This window comes from Flavonifractor sp. An9 (assembly GCF_002161245.1).
GTDB lineage: Bacteria > Bacillota > Clostridia > Oscillospirales > Oscillospiraceae > Flavonifractor > Flavonifractor avicola.
This window is the reverse complement of the sequence record NZ_NFHC01000019.1, coordinates 13450-27248: the sequence shown is the minus strand read 5'-3', so window position 1 is coordinate 27248 and position 13799 is coordinate 13450. Positions and strand designations below refer to the sequence as shown.

The window sequence follows — 13799 nt, the reverse complement described above, 5'->3', positions numbered from 1 at the left end:
GAGGATCTCAAATGAAACGCACTCTTGCTTCCATCCTGGCTTCTGCTATGATGCTCTTTGCCCTGGCCGGTTGTGCCGGGGGCAATGCGCCTGCGGACAGCACCAACCAAAACGACACAGCAGAGGAATCCAGCCAGGCCGCCGAACCGATTACCATCTCTGTAGGCGTGCCCACTGCCCCGCCTGCTCTGCCGGTTCTTCACATGATGGAGGAGCAGCTGCTGGGGGAGAATGTGACAATTGACCTGAATGTGTGGAATGCCCCGGAAGAACTTCTGGCTATGGTCCAGGGCGGAGAACATGACCTGTACGCATTTCCCCTGACCGTGATATCCACCCTCTATAATAAGGGACTTGATGTACGTCTGATGAACGTGAACACCTGGGGCGTTACGTACTTTATGACCACCGATCCGAATTTCACAACCTGGAGCGACCTGGAGGGCAAGACGGTATATATTCCGCTTCAGTCCTCTCCTCCAGATGCGCTCACCCAGTATTTTATGAGTGAGGCCGGCCTGACGGTGGGTGAAAATGTCCAGGTGGTCTACGCCAGTACTGCAGAAGTAGCCGCCCTTTTGGCCTCCGGGGAAGCGGAATACGCCACCTTGATCGAGCCCCAGGTTACTTCCGCCATGGTACAGAATGAGAATGTGCGCCGGGCACTCAGCTTTGAAACCGAGTGGCAGCGATCCACCGGCACCGATACCATGATCCCCAACGCGGGCTTCGGCACCACGCAGACATTCCTGGACGAGAACCCTGAGCTGGCCGCCCAGTTCCAGGCCGCCTATGAGGAGAGCGTGCAGTGGGTGTTGGATCACCCGGCTGAGGCTGCTGCGCTGGCTGAGGAGTATCTGGGCATGAAAGCCGCAATTGTGGAGGCAGCGATTCCCAATATGGGCTTGACTTTTAAGAGTGCCCAGGACGCCAAAGAGGAACTGGATACCTTTTATAACCTTCTTTACAACTTTGAGCCCTCTATGATCGGTGGAAAGCTGCCCGATGAGGGGCTGTTCTATGCAGGGTAAGGCGGGACTGTGGTTCCGCCGTGCCTCGGGAGTGTGCCTGCTGCTGGGAGCCTGGCAGCTGGCATCTCTCTTTTTCCCGCCGCTGGTGGTGCCCCCCATTGCCCAAGTTCTTTCTACATTGTTTCGGTTGATGACGCAGTCGGATTTCGGAGCCACCATAGGAACAACGATCCTGAGGCTGATTGCCGGCCTGGCCATCGGTGTGGGCGTTGGCGCTGTTCTGGGGCTGTTGTTTGGCCTGTGTCCCAAGATAGAGGATGTGGGAACCCCACTGATCCATGTGCTCCAGGCCATTCCGCCCGTATGCTGGGTGGTTCTGGCACTGGTGTGGTTTGGATTTAACGGAAAGCCTTGCGTCTTCATCGTGGCCACAGCCACAGTTCCAACTGTGGTGATCAACCTCAGTCACGGCGTCCGCAGCGTAGATCCACAGCTGTTGGAGATGGCGCGCCTTTACCAATTTTCCCGCTGGAAGATGCTGCGCCATGTAACCCTTCCTTCTATCCGCCCTTATTTCCGCTCAGCGCTGGAAATCGTGATCGGAGGCGGATGGAAGCTGGCAGTTATGGGAGAGGTTCTTACTACAAACAGCGGAATCGGAGGAGCCATCACCACGGCCCGGCTCAACATCGAGCCCGATGCCATCATTGCCTGGTCGCTGCTGCTGGTATTGGGATGCTATCTCACACAAAGATTGCTGAGGATGGCTTTTTGTGGGAAAGAAGGTGTGACATGCTGAAACTGAGCGGAATCACCAAGTCCTATGACGGATTACCTGTCCTGTCTGACTTGTCTTTGACCCTTTCTCCGGGGGAGATCGTGGCTCTGATCGGTCCCTCCGGCTGCGGAAAGACCACGCTTCTTAACCTGATTTCAGGCCTGGCAACACCTGACACGGGTACCATCAAGGCAACCGATACTCGGCTGAGCTATATGTTTCAAAGTCCCCGCCTTCTGCCGTGGCGAACGGTGGAAGAAAACATCCGTCTGGTTCGTGAGGATGCTGAGCCGGAGGCTGTGCGTACCCTCATTTCGGATGTAGGGCTGAAAGGCTTTGAGGGATACTATCCTACGCAGCTCTCCGGGGGCATGGCCCGTCGATGTGCGCTGGCACGGGCCTTCCATTTCGGCGGAGAGTTCTTCCTGATGGATGAGCCCTTTCAGGGACTGGACTACGGCATTCGCATGGAGATGGTGAATATGCTTCTGGAGATCTGGAAGATCAAAAAGCCGGGCGTTCTGTTTGTCACCCACGAAATTGATGAGGCGTTGACCGTGGCCACCCGAATTGCTGTCCTGACACCCAGGCCAACCACCATTCAAACATGGATCACCCTGCCTGGCCGGGAAGGCCGGGATGCCTCGGCGCCGGAACTGACGGAGATCCGGCGGGAAATTATTGGTCGCATCACAGCCTGATCGTTGTTGCTGTGGCAATGGAATGATCCCGTTTCCTGGGGTATCATAAGGATAAAACGACCCATGGAGGTATGAGCAATGGACTTTTTACGCAACCTGCCCACACAGCAGCCCCAGCAGCTCACCCAGCTGATTCAGATTCAACCTGGCCGCGTGGTCAGTATGGCTATGAGCCGGCAGGAACACTGCCAAATGACTCTTTTGGCCTTCGGCGACGGAGAGAGTATCAGTGAGGAATGCTATTTTGGCGATACCCTCTACTACATTCTGGAGGGGGCGCTTTATGTCTCTGTGGGGGAGGACAGCCGCTGTCTTCAAACGGGCGATTGCCTGGCAGTTCCCGCCCATACCCCCCACGCAGTAGTTGCTCCGGATGGCTGCAAGCTGCTGCAGATCACGCTTTCATAATGATTTAGGAGGAATAACTCATGGAAACTCTGATTAAGAATGTCCCTCATGCGCAGCCCTTTGCCTTGAAGGGGCAAGTGGAATATGAAGGGGGTAAGGTTGTCAGCCTGACCCTGGCCCAACAGCCCGGTGCGGGGATCACCCTGTTTGCCTTTGATGCGGGTGAGGCCATTAGCACCCACGCTGCTCCCGGAGACGCTATGGCGACTATTTTGGAAGGAACGGCACAAATTACCATTGACGGCGTTCCCCACACCCTAAACGCAGGAGAAGCCATTATCATGCCTGCCGGCATCCCTCACGCAGTACAGGCGGTGACAGCGTTCAAGATGTACCTGGTGGTCGTGAAGACCCCGTCCTGCTGACAGAAAAAGAACGGACTCCATAGAAGCATTTTGACATCTGTGAAGCCCGTTTTTTATTCCAGTTCTGTCAGCAATTCGGCACACCCAGCATATCCAGCTCTGTGGGATCATGCGTGACAAGCAGCACGGTTTTTTCCATGCACAGGCGTTGGGTATATAGAGGCATGTATCAGGCAAATAATTACCTATTTAGAAAGAAGTAAAATAAGGAGAGGCGATCTCTGTAGATTGCCTCTCCTTATTCGTCATGGTGTATTCTTTTTGCTAAGTGGTAATGCACTCATACTCCGTAAGCTGACGCCCAGGGTGGAAAGATTGTGCAGCGTGGCAGAGGTGGCGGGCGGCAGAACACCGGCCACACCAAGGGCAATCAGGGCGCCGTTGAAGCCGATAACGAAGCGGTAGTTGGAGTGGATGCGCGCCATCAGCGCCATGGCGATCCGGCGCAGTTCCACCAGCTCCCAGAGGCTGTCGGCGGCAATGGTGATGTCCGCAATCTCCCGGGCGATGGCGGCGCCGTCGCTGATGGCAATGCCCGCATCCGCCTCGGACAAGGCCGGTGAGTCGTTGATGCCGTCGCCCACCATCAGGACAGTATGCCCCTCCCGGCGGAGCCGTGCCACATACTCCGCCTTGTCCGCCGGAAGGACTCCGGCGCGGAAGTCATCCACTCCCACCTGGGCGGCAATGGCTGCGGCGGTGCGGTAACTGTCGCCGGTGAGCATAACGGTACTGGTGATCCCCAGGGCGCGGAGGGCGGATATGACTTCCTTCGCCTCCTCACGCAGCGGGTCGGAGATGCAGATCACAGCGGCAAGCTGTCCCCCCACCGCCAGATACAGGTGGGAATACTCCGGCGGCAGGGCGTCAAAGCGCTCCTGTTCGCCTTCCGGAATGACGCAGCCCTCATCCTCAAAGACGAAGTGGGCGCTGCCGATGAGGACCCGCTCCCCATCGACGGTGCTGGCGATGCCGTGGGCCACCAGATACTCCACCTTGGAGTGGTACTCCTCATGACGCAGGCCCCGGCGTTTGGCCTCCTCCACCACGGCGTTGGCCATGGAGTGGGGGAAGTGTTCCTCCAGACAGGCAGCCAGCCGCAGCATTTCGGCTTCCTCTTTGCCGCCGAAGGACACCACCTGAGCCACCCGGGGGCAGGCGTGGGTCAGGGTGCCGGTCTTGTCAAAGACGATGGTATCGGCGGCGGCCACGGCCTCCAGAAATTTGCCGCCCTTGACGGTGATGTGGGCGCGTCCCGCCTCCCGCATGGCGGAGAGGACGGCCAGAGGCATGGCCAGCTTCAGCGCACAGGAGAAGTCCACCATCAGTACCGACAGAGCCCGTGTCACATTCCGAGTAAGGGCAAAACTCAGCAGGCTCCCGGCAAAGGTATAGGGCACCAGCTTGTCCGCCAGATTGGCGGCCTTGCTCTCAGCCTCCGACTTCATCTGCTCCGACTGCTCGATCATGTGGACGATCTGGTCATAGCGGCTCTGGCCGGAGGCTTGCTTCACTTCCAGCACACATTCGCCCTCCTCTACCACAGTGCCGGCATAGACCGCGCCGCCGGGGCGCTTGGGTACCGGGATGGACTCTCCGGTGAGGGACGCCTGATTGACGGTGACCTCCCCCTCCAGAACCAGACCATCCACGGGGATGATACCGCCGGCACGAACCACCACGGCGTCCCCCGGCTGGATCTGGGACACGGGGACCAGTACCTCGCCCTGGGCCGTGCGCAGCCAGACCCGATCCACATTTAAGGACATACACCGGGCCAGATCCGCCACGGATTTCTTTCGGGTCCACTCCTCCAGCAGCTCACCCACCTCCAGCAGGAACATGACGGTACCGGCGGTATCAAAGTCGCCCCGGAACGCCGAGATGGAAATGGACAGGGCGTCCAGCAGCTCCACCTTGACGCGGCGGCGCAGCAGGCAACGCAGTCCCCTTCGTACAAAGGGGATCATGTGCCAGAGTATGCGGGCAATCCGCAATGGAGGCGGTAGAAACAGGGTGCAGGCGGCCTTGCACACCACCTTTGCCACCAGCTTCTCCTCAAATTCCCGGTTCAGCGCCCGGCTGCTGTGGGCGGGAAGCGCGGTGGTCTGCTCCGCCTCCTGCCAAGAAAAATGCCGAATTTCGTTCAGCACGGTTTGGCGAGTCCCGTCGTAGTACAGGATGACGCAGCAGGTGCGCTCGTGGACGGTGACCTGCCGGCACCAGGACTTTCCCTGAATCCATGCCTCCAGCAGATCCGCCTGAGCGAGTGTCATCTGTTTTTGCCGCAGCCGGAACCGGATGCGCCCCCCGCTTTCGTGCAATATGGTTGCGTTCATAGGTTCCTCCTTCACGAAAAGAGGGAGCCGCTGGCGGCTCCCTCTGGGTCAATCAGGCTTCTTCGCTCTCCAGATTGGCAGCGGCGGCTTCCTCCGCTTCCTTCGCAGCCCGGTCCTCATTCAGCTCCTTGGCGGAGGCCAGAATGTCCGCGGCGTTTTCCTGCACCGTGGTCACAGTCCCCATGACCGAATTCTTCATCCGCAGGCCGGCGGCCGTGACATGGACATAGGCTTTCTTGGCGTCCTTGCTGGACAGCAGCTTGATGCCAAAAGAACCAAACAACGCACCACCCGCAAAGCAGGCAAGTTTCGTATAAACGCTCATTGTGATCCTTCCTTTCCCTTATTTCCGTTTGTAGCCGGTGACCATGACCATAATCATGCAGATCACAGCGCCCCACGCCCAAAAACGATGCTGTTTCATCGCTGTCACTCCTTTGAATGCTTTGGAATGTCTGATTATTGTAGCAGAAAAGGTGGGTGTTTGTCGCTGTCAAAACGGACACGGAGTTGCGGTTTCCGACATTTTTCTGTACTGGCCGGGAGTCATGCCATACTCCCGCTTGAATGCTGCGTTGAACTGGCTCATACCCTCATACCCTACAGCCTGTGCGATTTGCTGAATGGGCATCCGGGTGGTGCAGATCAGCTCCTGTGCCCGTCGGAGGCGCTGTTGAACCAAAAAGCTGTGAATCGGCATGCCATAGGCGCGGCGGAACCCTTCTTTCAAGAAGGTCGGGGAAAGGGAAAACTGTTTGCAGAGGAACGCAATGGTAAGCTTATCAGACAGATGCGTCTGGATGTATGCCTTGACTTCCAACAGACTGTGGGATACTGGGCAGCCTGAGCCGGAGAAAGATTCGTCCGATTCAGATACCTCGGTGCAGAGTAGATACAGCAGTTCCACCGACTTGAAAACACAGTAGCGTTCCTGCTCCTGCTCAGACAGATAGCGAACCGTTTCAAAAAATGACTGCGTCCAAGGTGTGCCGCACAGAGCCATGCAGCCGTTCCTCGCCGTCATCTTCTCCTTGACGATCCTGGTGTCCAACCTCATCCCCAGGGTGGAGCAGACCGTCACAAGGCTTTCTTTTGCGGCTTTGGCGTCTACGGCAATCAAAACGCCGCCCAGGTTTCCGCTACACTGACACGAGCGGAGAGCGGAGCTGTCGGAGAGGAGGAAGATCCCCGGCGCCTCCACCATGCAGGAAGTACCCTGTAACGCTCGGACAGTAAGGCGGCCAGTCATGCAGAACAGCGCCTCAAACTGGAGCGGTGCGCCGCACACCGGAATGGGCCGCAAGGGTTCCTGCTCCGGCTCCGGCAGGGAAAATCGGCAGATCTCCACCCCCGGCATACCGTGGCTCCAACGGCCTGTGCCGGAGTCCTGGCTCAATAAATATTCTTTCAGCATGATTTCTCACGACCTGTTTCTCTGGGTTCGGAATTGGTTTTACCTATGCTGACCGGGGAACCAGAGAGAAGGCAGGAGACAAGCGCCTCCTGCCTTCTGCGGTGCTTTTGTCAGGCCAGCGATGCGCCCAGCTCGCGGCAGGCCGCCAGAGCGTCATCGTCCGGAGCTTCGTTGCAGATTACGCTTTCGCAGGCCAGATTGGCGCCGTCGTCGTTGCAGCGGGACTCCCAGCTGCGCATCCATTCGCCGTCGCCCCAGCCGTAGGAGCCAAACAGGGCGATGTTCTTCCCGCTCAGCCTGCCCTCACAGGCGGTGAACATGGGCTCGAACTCGCTCTCCTCCAACTGCTCCGACCCCATGGAGGGGCAGCCAAAGGCGATGGCGGAATATTCGCCGACCTGCTCCGGCGAGAACTCCGCGGCGGTGATCACAGACACCTCGGCACCCTTGCCCTTGGCGCCTTCGGCCACCGCCATAGCCATGGCCTCGGTGTTTCCCGTGCCGCTCCAATACACAACTGCAACTTTACTCATAAGACTTTAGCGACCTTTCTTTCTGGATTTGTTATGGTAGAAACATCAACCAGCTACGGTGAGCTGCTCGATGGATTTCCCTTGCTGCCACTGCCGGGAGTAGATTTTGCTGCACATCTCGTATTTCTCAAAGATATTTCTGGCGACCTGCTCGTCGCCGTAGACCTTCCAACAGCCCACGCACTTGTGATTGCATGCCCGATTGCAGATGAAGCCCAGCACATCCTCCGGCGGATAGCTCAAAAACAGGCCGATCTCATGGGGAAATTCCCCCTCGCTCCGGAGCCGGTGGATCAGGTGAACCACACAGCCATTGGGATTTTCCGGCATATAGCCGTATTTGAGAAGCAAGGCTCTGGCGCGGTGATCGGTCAGATCGCTCTCCAGCGCATGGGGCCGGTAGGCGTAAATCAAAGCGCGGCCTTTGCAAACCCGGAGCGGCAGGATGCGAATGCCCTTGGGCACCAGTTTCTTGTTCAGCCGGCACAAGTCTCGCGTCAGATCCTTCCGGCTGGGGCAGGCGCAGGAAAAGAGGTTTCCCGTCTTGATCCCGGCCAGGGTGGGAGAACAATGGCGAATCAGCAGATCCTCTGACATAGGCGTTTTCCTCACAAAATCATGTCCACACGAAGACTGTACGGAGAAATGGAAAAACTGAAAGCAAATATTGTTAGCGACAGCTAACCGATGTGCCAAAAATATAGCTGACGCCTTTTGGTTAGCGGCAGCTAACTAAAGAAATTATATATAGAATGAATCCGCTTGTCAAGAGGACGGATGGATTTTGTTGACAGAAAAAATGGCGCTTGTCGGACGCCTGTGTTATAATAAGCAAAACGCCCGTTTTTTGGAGGTTCCTATGGCGATTCACGAGTCTGGCCAGATGTATCTGGAAACCATCTATATTCTTTCACAGAACAGCACCTTCGTTCGAGCTATCGATGTGGGAGCGCAGTTGGGCTTTACCAAGCCCAGCGTCAGCAGAGCCATGTCCATTCTGAAAAAGGACGGATATGTGAATGTGGATGCTGACGGTGCGATCACCCTGACGGAGACCGGGCTTGCCATTGCTAAGACGATGTACACCCGCCACACGGTGTTGAGCCAGATGCTGATGGAATTAGGCGTGGACGAAGAGACTGCGACCGAAGATGCCTGCCGGATCGAGCATGTGATCAGCGAAAAATCCTTTGCGGCGGTGCAGGCGCACTTGGAGCAGGTAACGAAAATGCGGGAAGATGCGCACGGGCAATGAGCCTATGCAAATTTGGCGGACTTTGCTATCGAGCGGCAACGCGATAAGTGAATACCTGCCATTTGGCACGGAATATCAAATGCGGTGGAGCCTGGATATGGCCTCCACCGCATTTTATGTGATCTGCGCTTTTAAATCAGGAGCGACCTGCTGTGTAAGTTCACCGCCAAGCGCATCTGCTCCATAGCTCCAAACGCTTACGGCAGCTCATCCTTATGTGTCTGCTGGCTTTTCAAAACCTTTCGGGCGGCTTTTTTGATATTATGGCACACGCCAAGAATAGCGATGCAAAACAGCAGAGCCGCTAATCCATATCCAAACGACTGCATTGCCGTGTTCATATTCACGCCTCTTTTCTGACCGCTGCCGCCAATGAACTCAACCGAATAGTCCTCTTTTTTTATACGGCTCTTTCTGGATCGCTCCGACCTCATACCCCGTGCCGCGAATGGCGTTCATGAGCACCTCCGTGTCCAGCTCTGTTTCAGAGAGGATCACGGTCTGGTTTTTGCTCCGGGAAGAACTCACCTTTTTGACCGGGCAGGCTTTGCGCACAGCGTCATTGACATGGGCCTCGCACATCCCGCACATCATTCCATTGACTTCCACTGTGTACTTCCACATGTTCTCTCACTCCTTCTTGACTTTTGGATCATCGAGCTGCGCGGACCGGAAGGTGGTCTGCCGTGCCGCGCTCCGTTCATCGGGGATCTTCCTGGCCATCAGACAGCACAGCGGCGCCAACGAACTTCCGAGAAGTGGATGGCGAACGATGGAATAGCCGCGCTCGGACAGGTATGCCATCAGCTCCCCGGCAGTCCAGACATGATACACCCGAAAGCCTGAAAGCCCCATGAACCAGAGCCGGAGTCTGGCGCTTCGGCTTTTGCCCCAGACAAAGGTGGGGGCGAACAGCCATCCCCCCGGCTTCAGAACCCGCCAGGCTTCCGCCAGAGCTTTTTCCGGGTGAGGCATGACATGGAGGGCGTTGGAGATCACGACTGCATCGAAGCTCTCCGGGCCGTAGGGCAGCTTGGTAGCGTCCTGGACGGAGAAATGGAGCCGGGACGAATGCACCTGCTTCTTGGCCTGATGGATCATTTCAGCTGAAAAGTCGGTTGCCTCCCAGCTCCGGACACATGGAGACAGCGGCACGGACAGCTGGCCTGTTCCGCAGGCCAACTCCAGCACATCCATGTCCCGTTTCAGAAAAGGACGCATTGTTTTGCAGATCTGCTGATAGGTCGCCTGAGAGCGGCGCATGAAGCCGGCGTAATGCCGTGAAAACCGCTCCCAAAACTGCTTGTTGTCATCCATACAGTATGGTCACCTCAATAACGGTTAGTGTTTGCTAACCACATCATACTCTTTGTCGCATGAAATTGCAAGATGCCACTATATTGGATTTGTATGCCCCCCGGGATCAATCAAGGGAAGAAGCTGGAACGAAGAATGACCGGGACACGCATCCCGGTCATTCTTTTCTTTCGCGCCTCTGCCTTTACCGGCACCAACTGGTGGGATTGGAGCGGGCGGTGATGAAGCGGCGATAAATGCCCTCCTCCTCCATAAGTGTGTCGTGGGCGCCGGCCTGAACGATGCGCCCCTGGTCGATAACCAGGATCTCATCGGCGTGACGAATGGTATTGAGCCGGTGGGCAATGACCAGCAGGGTCTTGCCCCGGCACAGTTGGGTGATGGCCTCCTGGATGTAGCTCTCATTGTCGGCGTCCACGCTGGCAGTGGCCTCATCCAGAATGACGATGGGAGCATCCTTCAGAATGCAGCGAGCAATGGAGATCCGCTGCCGCTCTCCGCCGGATAGGCTGGCTCCACCTTCGCCGATGACCGTGTCAAAGCCGTCGGGCAGTTCCATGATGAAGTCATAGCATCGGGCTTTTCTGGCCGCCTCATAGACCTCCTCCCGTGTGGCGTCTGTCCGTCCCATGGCGATGTTGTTATAGACGGTATCCTGGAATAAGTAGACCCGCTGGAACACCATAGAGATCTGATCCATCAGATCAGAAAGAGGAATATCGCGGATGTCCCTGCCCCGCACTAAGATTTGGCCCTGTTTGACATCCCAAAACCGGGAGAGCAGGTTGGCTACCGTACTTTTACCGCCGCCAGAGGGCCCCACCAGGGCCAGCATCCGGTTTTTCTCCAGTGTGAAAGAGACATCATGCAGTACCTCTTTCTCCCCGTAGGCGAAGGTGACATTTCGGAACTCCACCTCTGGGGCACTGCCGGCTTTGGGTAAGGACTCCCGGCCCCGGTCAGGCAGTTCCGGCTGAGCCAACACTGCCTCGATCCGGTCCATGCAGGCGTTCATCACCGTCAGGCGGGTGGCTTGACTATAGAGCGCTTTAATGGGGCCAAAGAGGTCAAAGACGAAGAGCAGGACACCCAGCAGGAAGGTGATTGAGAGCTGCCCCCGGCCATAGAGCCAGAGAGACAGGGGGATCATCAGCACCGAGCCCAGACCGCACACCAGATAAAGGGCCCGCATCCAGGGAGCATTGCTCTCCTCAAACGCAATGCTGACCTTGCGGCTCCGGGCGAAATTGTCGGTGAGCTGCGCGGAACGCTCTCCCAGCAGGTTGAAGGTCTTTGCGATGCCGATGCCCTCCACATAATCCAGTACCGCCCGCGTGAGAGCCTCGCTCTGCTCCTGTCGGATGTCGGAGTGAGCCAGGGTGCTTCCCAGGGAAGCGCGGCCCAGCTGCCAGATGATCCCTACCACCACCAAGGCGGCCAGTCCCAGCCAGGGATTCAGGAAGGCCAGCCACAGCACCAGAATGGCCTGGGCAAAGGTATAGCTCATCATGTTGGCAATGTCGTGCATACAGTTCTCCTCAATAAACACCATGTCGGTGGACAGAACGGAGCTGATTTTGCCGATGTTGCCCTCTGTGAAATAGCCCATGGGCAGGCGGCGCAGATGCCGTCCCAGCTCCATGCGCAGATCGGCGAATACCATATAGCCCGCCGCGGCCTGGAGCCGGTCAGCGATGTTCTGGCACAGGCACTCCAGCAGAACGCAGCCCACCGTGCCCACCGCCAGCCACAAGCACAACCGCGCTGTTATGGTTCCCTGGAGAAAGGCACTCAGGGCCAGGAAAGACAAGCCGATGGGGGCCTTGGACAGCATGGCCTTCAGGAACGCAAAGACAAAAGCCAGCTTGATCCGCCCCTGGTAGGAGCCGGATACGGACAGGATTCGTTTCATCAGCGCGATCATGCTTCGTCGCCTCCTTTCTCCGCGGAGACACGCCAGACAGCGGCTCCCTCGGCAGCCCGCCACAGTTTTTCATAGGCGGGGCAAGTCTTTCGCAATGTATCGTGGCGGCCGATCCCTGCCACATTGCCCTGGTCCAGCACCACGATCTGATCGGCACCTGCAATGGACTGAAGCCGGTGGGCGATGACGATGACCGTCTTGCCCCGGATCACCTCGGCAATGGCGGCGTTCATTTTCTCCTCATTCTCCGGGTCCAAAAAAGCGGTGGCCTCATCCAGCACCACGATGGGAGCGTTCTTCAAAATCGCCCGGGCCAGGGCGATCCGCTGCCGCTCCCCGCCGGAAAGCCCTTTGCCGCCATCGCCGGCCATGGTATAGATTCCTTTTTCCAGCCGTTTCAGAAACTCTCCGCATTGAGCCCGTTCCGCCGCCGCCAGCACCTCCTCGTCGGTGGCGCCGGGTCTTCCCAGCCGGATGTTCTCCAACAGGCTGGTGTTGAACAGGAACTGCTCCTGCGCGACGAAGGAGATCTGCTCATTCAGAGAGGCGAGGGACATCTCTCGCAGGTCTTGCCCCCCCAGCGTGATGCGTCCGTCCGTCACATCGTAAAAGTGGACCAGCAGCTTGGCAAGGGTCGACTTCCCGCTGCCGGATTCTCCCACCAAAGCAGTGAGGCTCCCCTGTGGGACAGAGAAGGAGATGCCGTGGAGGACTTCGTCCTTTTCATAAGAAAACCGCACATTCTCAAAGCGGATCTGCAAATCGTTTCCGTTGAAATCCGTTTTTCCTTCTTTCAGGGGCGGAATATTGAACAGAGATTCCATTTGGTCAATCTTGTAGCTCAGCTGGGGCAGCACCGACATAAAGTTCATGGCTCGGATCAGAGGCGGTCCCACGGAAAAAGACATACACAATACCAGCGCGTAATCCGGCAAGGTGGAGGCGCCGGTGAGTACCAGATAGCCGCCGGCTGGCAGCAGCACCAGCGCCACGCAGGGCAAAATGCTGGTGTAGAGGGCCATCCACAGCCAGCAGGCCCGGAACCAATCCAGAGTAAAATCACGGTAGTTTTTTACATCGGTCTCAAAGCGGTGATATGACTCTCCGTCCCGGTTGAAGACTTTCACGACTTCCATGCCGTTGATGTACTCCACGATGGTGTTGTTCATTTTCTGCCCGGCGGCGTAGTAGTCTCCCATCTTGCTCATGCCGGAGCGGTACATCATGCCCATGGCCAGCACGCCCAGCGGAAGGGAGCAGAGGGAAAGCAGACCCAGCTTCCAGTCCGTGAGGAACATGGCCGCAAATACCACCACCGGCACCGCCAGATTGGACAACCCTTCCGGCAGGGCGTGGGCCAGCAGAAGTTCCATGCTCTCAATGTCGTCAATGAACATCTTCTTCCAGACTCCAACGCCCTTCTCCTGGATCGCGCCCAGGGGCTGCTTTTCCAGCTTGCTCTGGAGATGGAGCCGGAGGTTTTCCAAAGTATGATAGGCGGAACGGTGGGACAGTACCAGCCCCTCCACATAGAGAAGGCCGTAGAGGACCATGCACAGAGCCATGGCCCCGGCGTTGAACAGGGTTTCCTCCAATGTGAGACTGCCCCCAGTCAGCAGGGGTCTCAGCAGGCGGTAGAGGAAGAAATAGGGCAGCACGCTCATGGCCACGCCGGCCACCAGTACCAGAATGGAGGCATAAGTCGTCTTCCGGTGGCGTCCAGTGTAGCGCAGGACTTTTTGAAACACAGTATCACTCCTTTTTAGTTAGTTATTGCTAACTTATTAGCGAGAA

At 57.2% G+C, this 13799-nt stretch carries 16 protein-coding genes; 6 read left to right on the top strand and 10 right to left on the bottom strand.

Going from position 1 to position 13799, the window contains the following annotated elements; genetic code table 11:
• The first annotated feature begins 11 nt into the window (after positions 1-11).
• From B5G40_RS12010 to B5G40_RS11990, 5 genes are all read left to right on the top strand, one after another.
• The gene (locus B5G40_RS12010) at positions 12-1031 is read left to right on the top strand and encodes an ABC transporter substrate-binding protein (protein ID WP_087270366.1); all 1020 of its coding nucleotides are present in this window, start codon (positions 12-14) and stop codon (positions 1029-1031) included.
• 31 nt (positions 1032-1062) lie between these two features.
• Positions 1063-1770, top strand: coding sequence for an ABC transporter permease (locus B5G40_RS12005; protein ID WP_242959417.1), 708 nt, complete (start codon positions 1063-1065; stop codon positions 1768-1770).
• Positions 1764-2450 (top strand): ABC transporter ATP-binding protein, encoded by a 687-nt coding sequence (locus B5G40_RS12000; RefSeq protein WP_087270360.1) that lies wholly within the window; start codon positions 1764-1766, stop codon positions 2448-2450. Before B5G40_RS12005 ends, B5G40_RS12000 begins: the two co-directional genes overlap by 7 nt.
• A gap of 78 nt (positions 2451-2528) precedes the next feature.
• Positions 2529-2858: a cupin domain-containing protein gene (locus B5G40_RS11995; protein WP_087270358.1), complete on the top strand. Its 330-nt coding sequence runs from the start codon at positions 2529-2531 to the stop codon at positions 2856-2858.
• A 20-nt stretch (positions 2859-2878) separates the two neighbouring features.
• Complete coding sequence (locus tag B5G40_RS11990; RefSeq protein WP_006571821.1) at positions 2879-3223, top strand: cupin domain-containing protein; 345 nt, start codon at positions 2879-2881, stop codon at positions 3221-3223.
• A gap of 245 nt (positions 3224-3468) precedes the next feature.
• On the opposite strand, the gene B5G40_RS11985 is transcribed toward B5G40_RS11990, so the two are convergent.
• From B5G40_RS11985 to B5G40_RS11965, 5 genes are all read right to left on the bottom strand, one after another.
• Entirely contained in the window at positions 3469-5562 is a 2094-nt protein-coding gene (locus B5G40_RS11985) for a heavy metal translocating P-type ATPase (protein WP_087399755.1), read from the bottom strand.
• 52 nt (positions 5563-5614) lie between these two features.
• Positions 5615-5887, bottom strand: coding sequence for a DUF6110 family protein (locus B5G40_RS11980; protein ID WP_087399754.1), 273 nt, complete (start codon positions 5885-5887; stop codon positions 5615-5617).
• 168 nt (positions 5888-6055) lie between these two features.
• Positions 6056-6976 (bottom strand): helix-turn-helix domain-containing protein, encoded by a 921-nt coding sequence (locus tag B5G40_RS11975; protein WP_087399753.1) that lies wholly within the window; start codon positions 6974-6976, stop codon positions 6056-6058.
• Between the two features lie 110 nt (positions 6977-7086).
• Complete coding sequence (locus B5G40_RS11970) at positions 7087-7509, bottom strand: flavodoxin (RefSeq protein ID WP_006575242.1); 423 nt, start codon at positions 7507-7509, stop codon at positions 7087-7089.
• Between the two features lie 45 nt (positions 7510-7554).
• Positions 7555-8106 (bottom strand): DUF3793 family protein, encoded by a 552-nt coding sequence (locus B5G40_RS11965; protein ID WP_087399752.1) that lies wholly within the window; start codon positions 8104-8106, stop codon positions 7555-7557.
• 262 nt (positions 8107-8368) lie between these two features.
• Between B5G40_RS11965 and B5G40_RS11960 the strand changes: the two genes are divergently transcribed.
• Positions 8369-8764, top strand: a complete 396-nt coding sequence (locus B5G40_RS11960; RefSeq protein ID WP_164475022.1) for a metal-dependent transcriptional regulator — start codon at positions 8369-8371, stop codon at positions 8762-8764.
• 197 nt (positions 8765-8961) lie between these two features.
• Here the strand turns inward: B5G40_RS11960 and B5G40_RS17370 are convergent, their stop codons facing one another.
• The 5 genes from B5G40_RS17370 to B5G40_RS11935 form a co-directional block, all read right to left on the bottom strand.
• Entirely contained in the window at positions 8962-9105 is a 144-nt protein-coding gene (locus B5G40_RS17370) for a hypothetical protein (protein ID WP_242956833.1), read from the bottom strand.
• Positions 9106-9142: 37 nt separating this feature from the next.
• A complete protein-coding gene (locus tag B5G40_RS11950; protein WP_087238112.1) occupies positions 9143-9388 on the bottom strand; it encodes a heavy-metal-associated domain-containing protein in 246 nt (81 codons plus the stop codon).
• 6 nt (positions 9389-9394) lie between these two features.
• Positions 9395-10081: a class I SAM-dependent methyltransferase gene (locus B5G40_RS11945; protein WP_087330335.1), complete on the bottom strand. Its 687-nt coding sequence runs from the start codon at positions 10079-10081 to the stop codon at positions 9395-9397.
• A 184-nt stretch (positions 10082-10265) separates the two neighbouring features.
• Complete coding sequence (locus tag B5G40_RS11940; RefSeq protein ID WP_087399751.1) at positions 10266-12005, bottom strand: ABC transporter ATP-binding protein; 1740 nt, start codon at positions 12003-12005, stop codon at positions 10266-10268.
• A complete protein-coding gene (locus B5G40_RS11935) occupies positions 12002-13753 on the bottom strand; it encodes an ABC transporter ATP-binding protein (protein WP_087399750.1) in 1752 nt (583 codons plus the stop codon). The genes B5G40_RS11940 and B5G40_RS11935 overlap by 4 nt, the downstream gene beginning before the upstream one ends.
• Positions 13754-13799 lie beyond the last annotated feature (46 nt).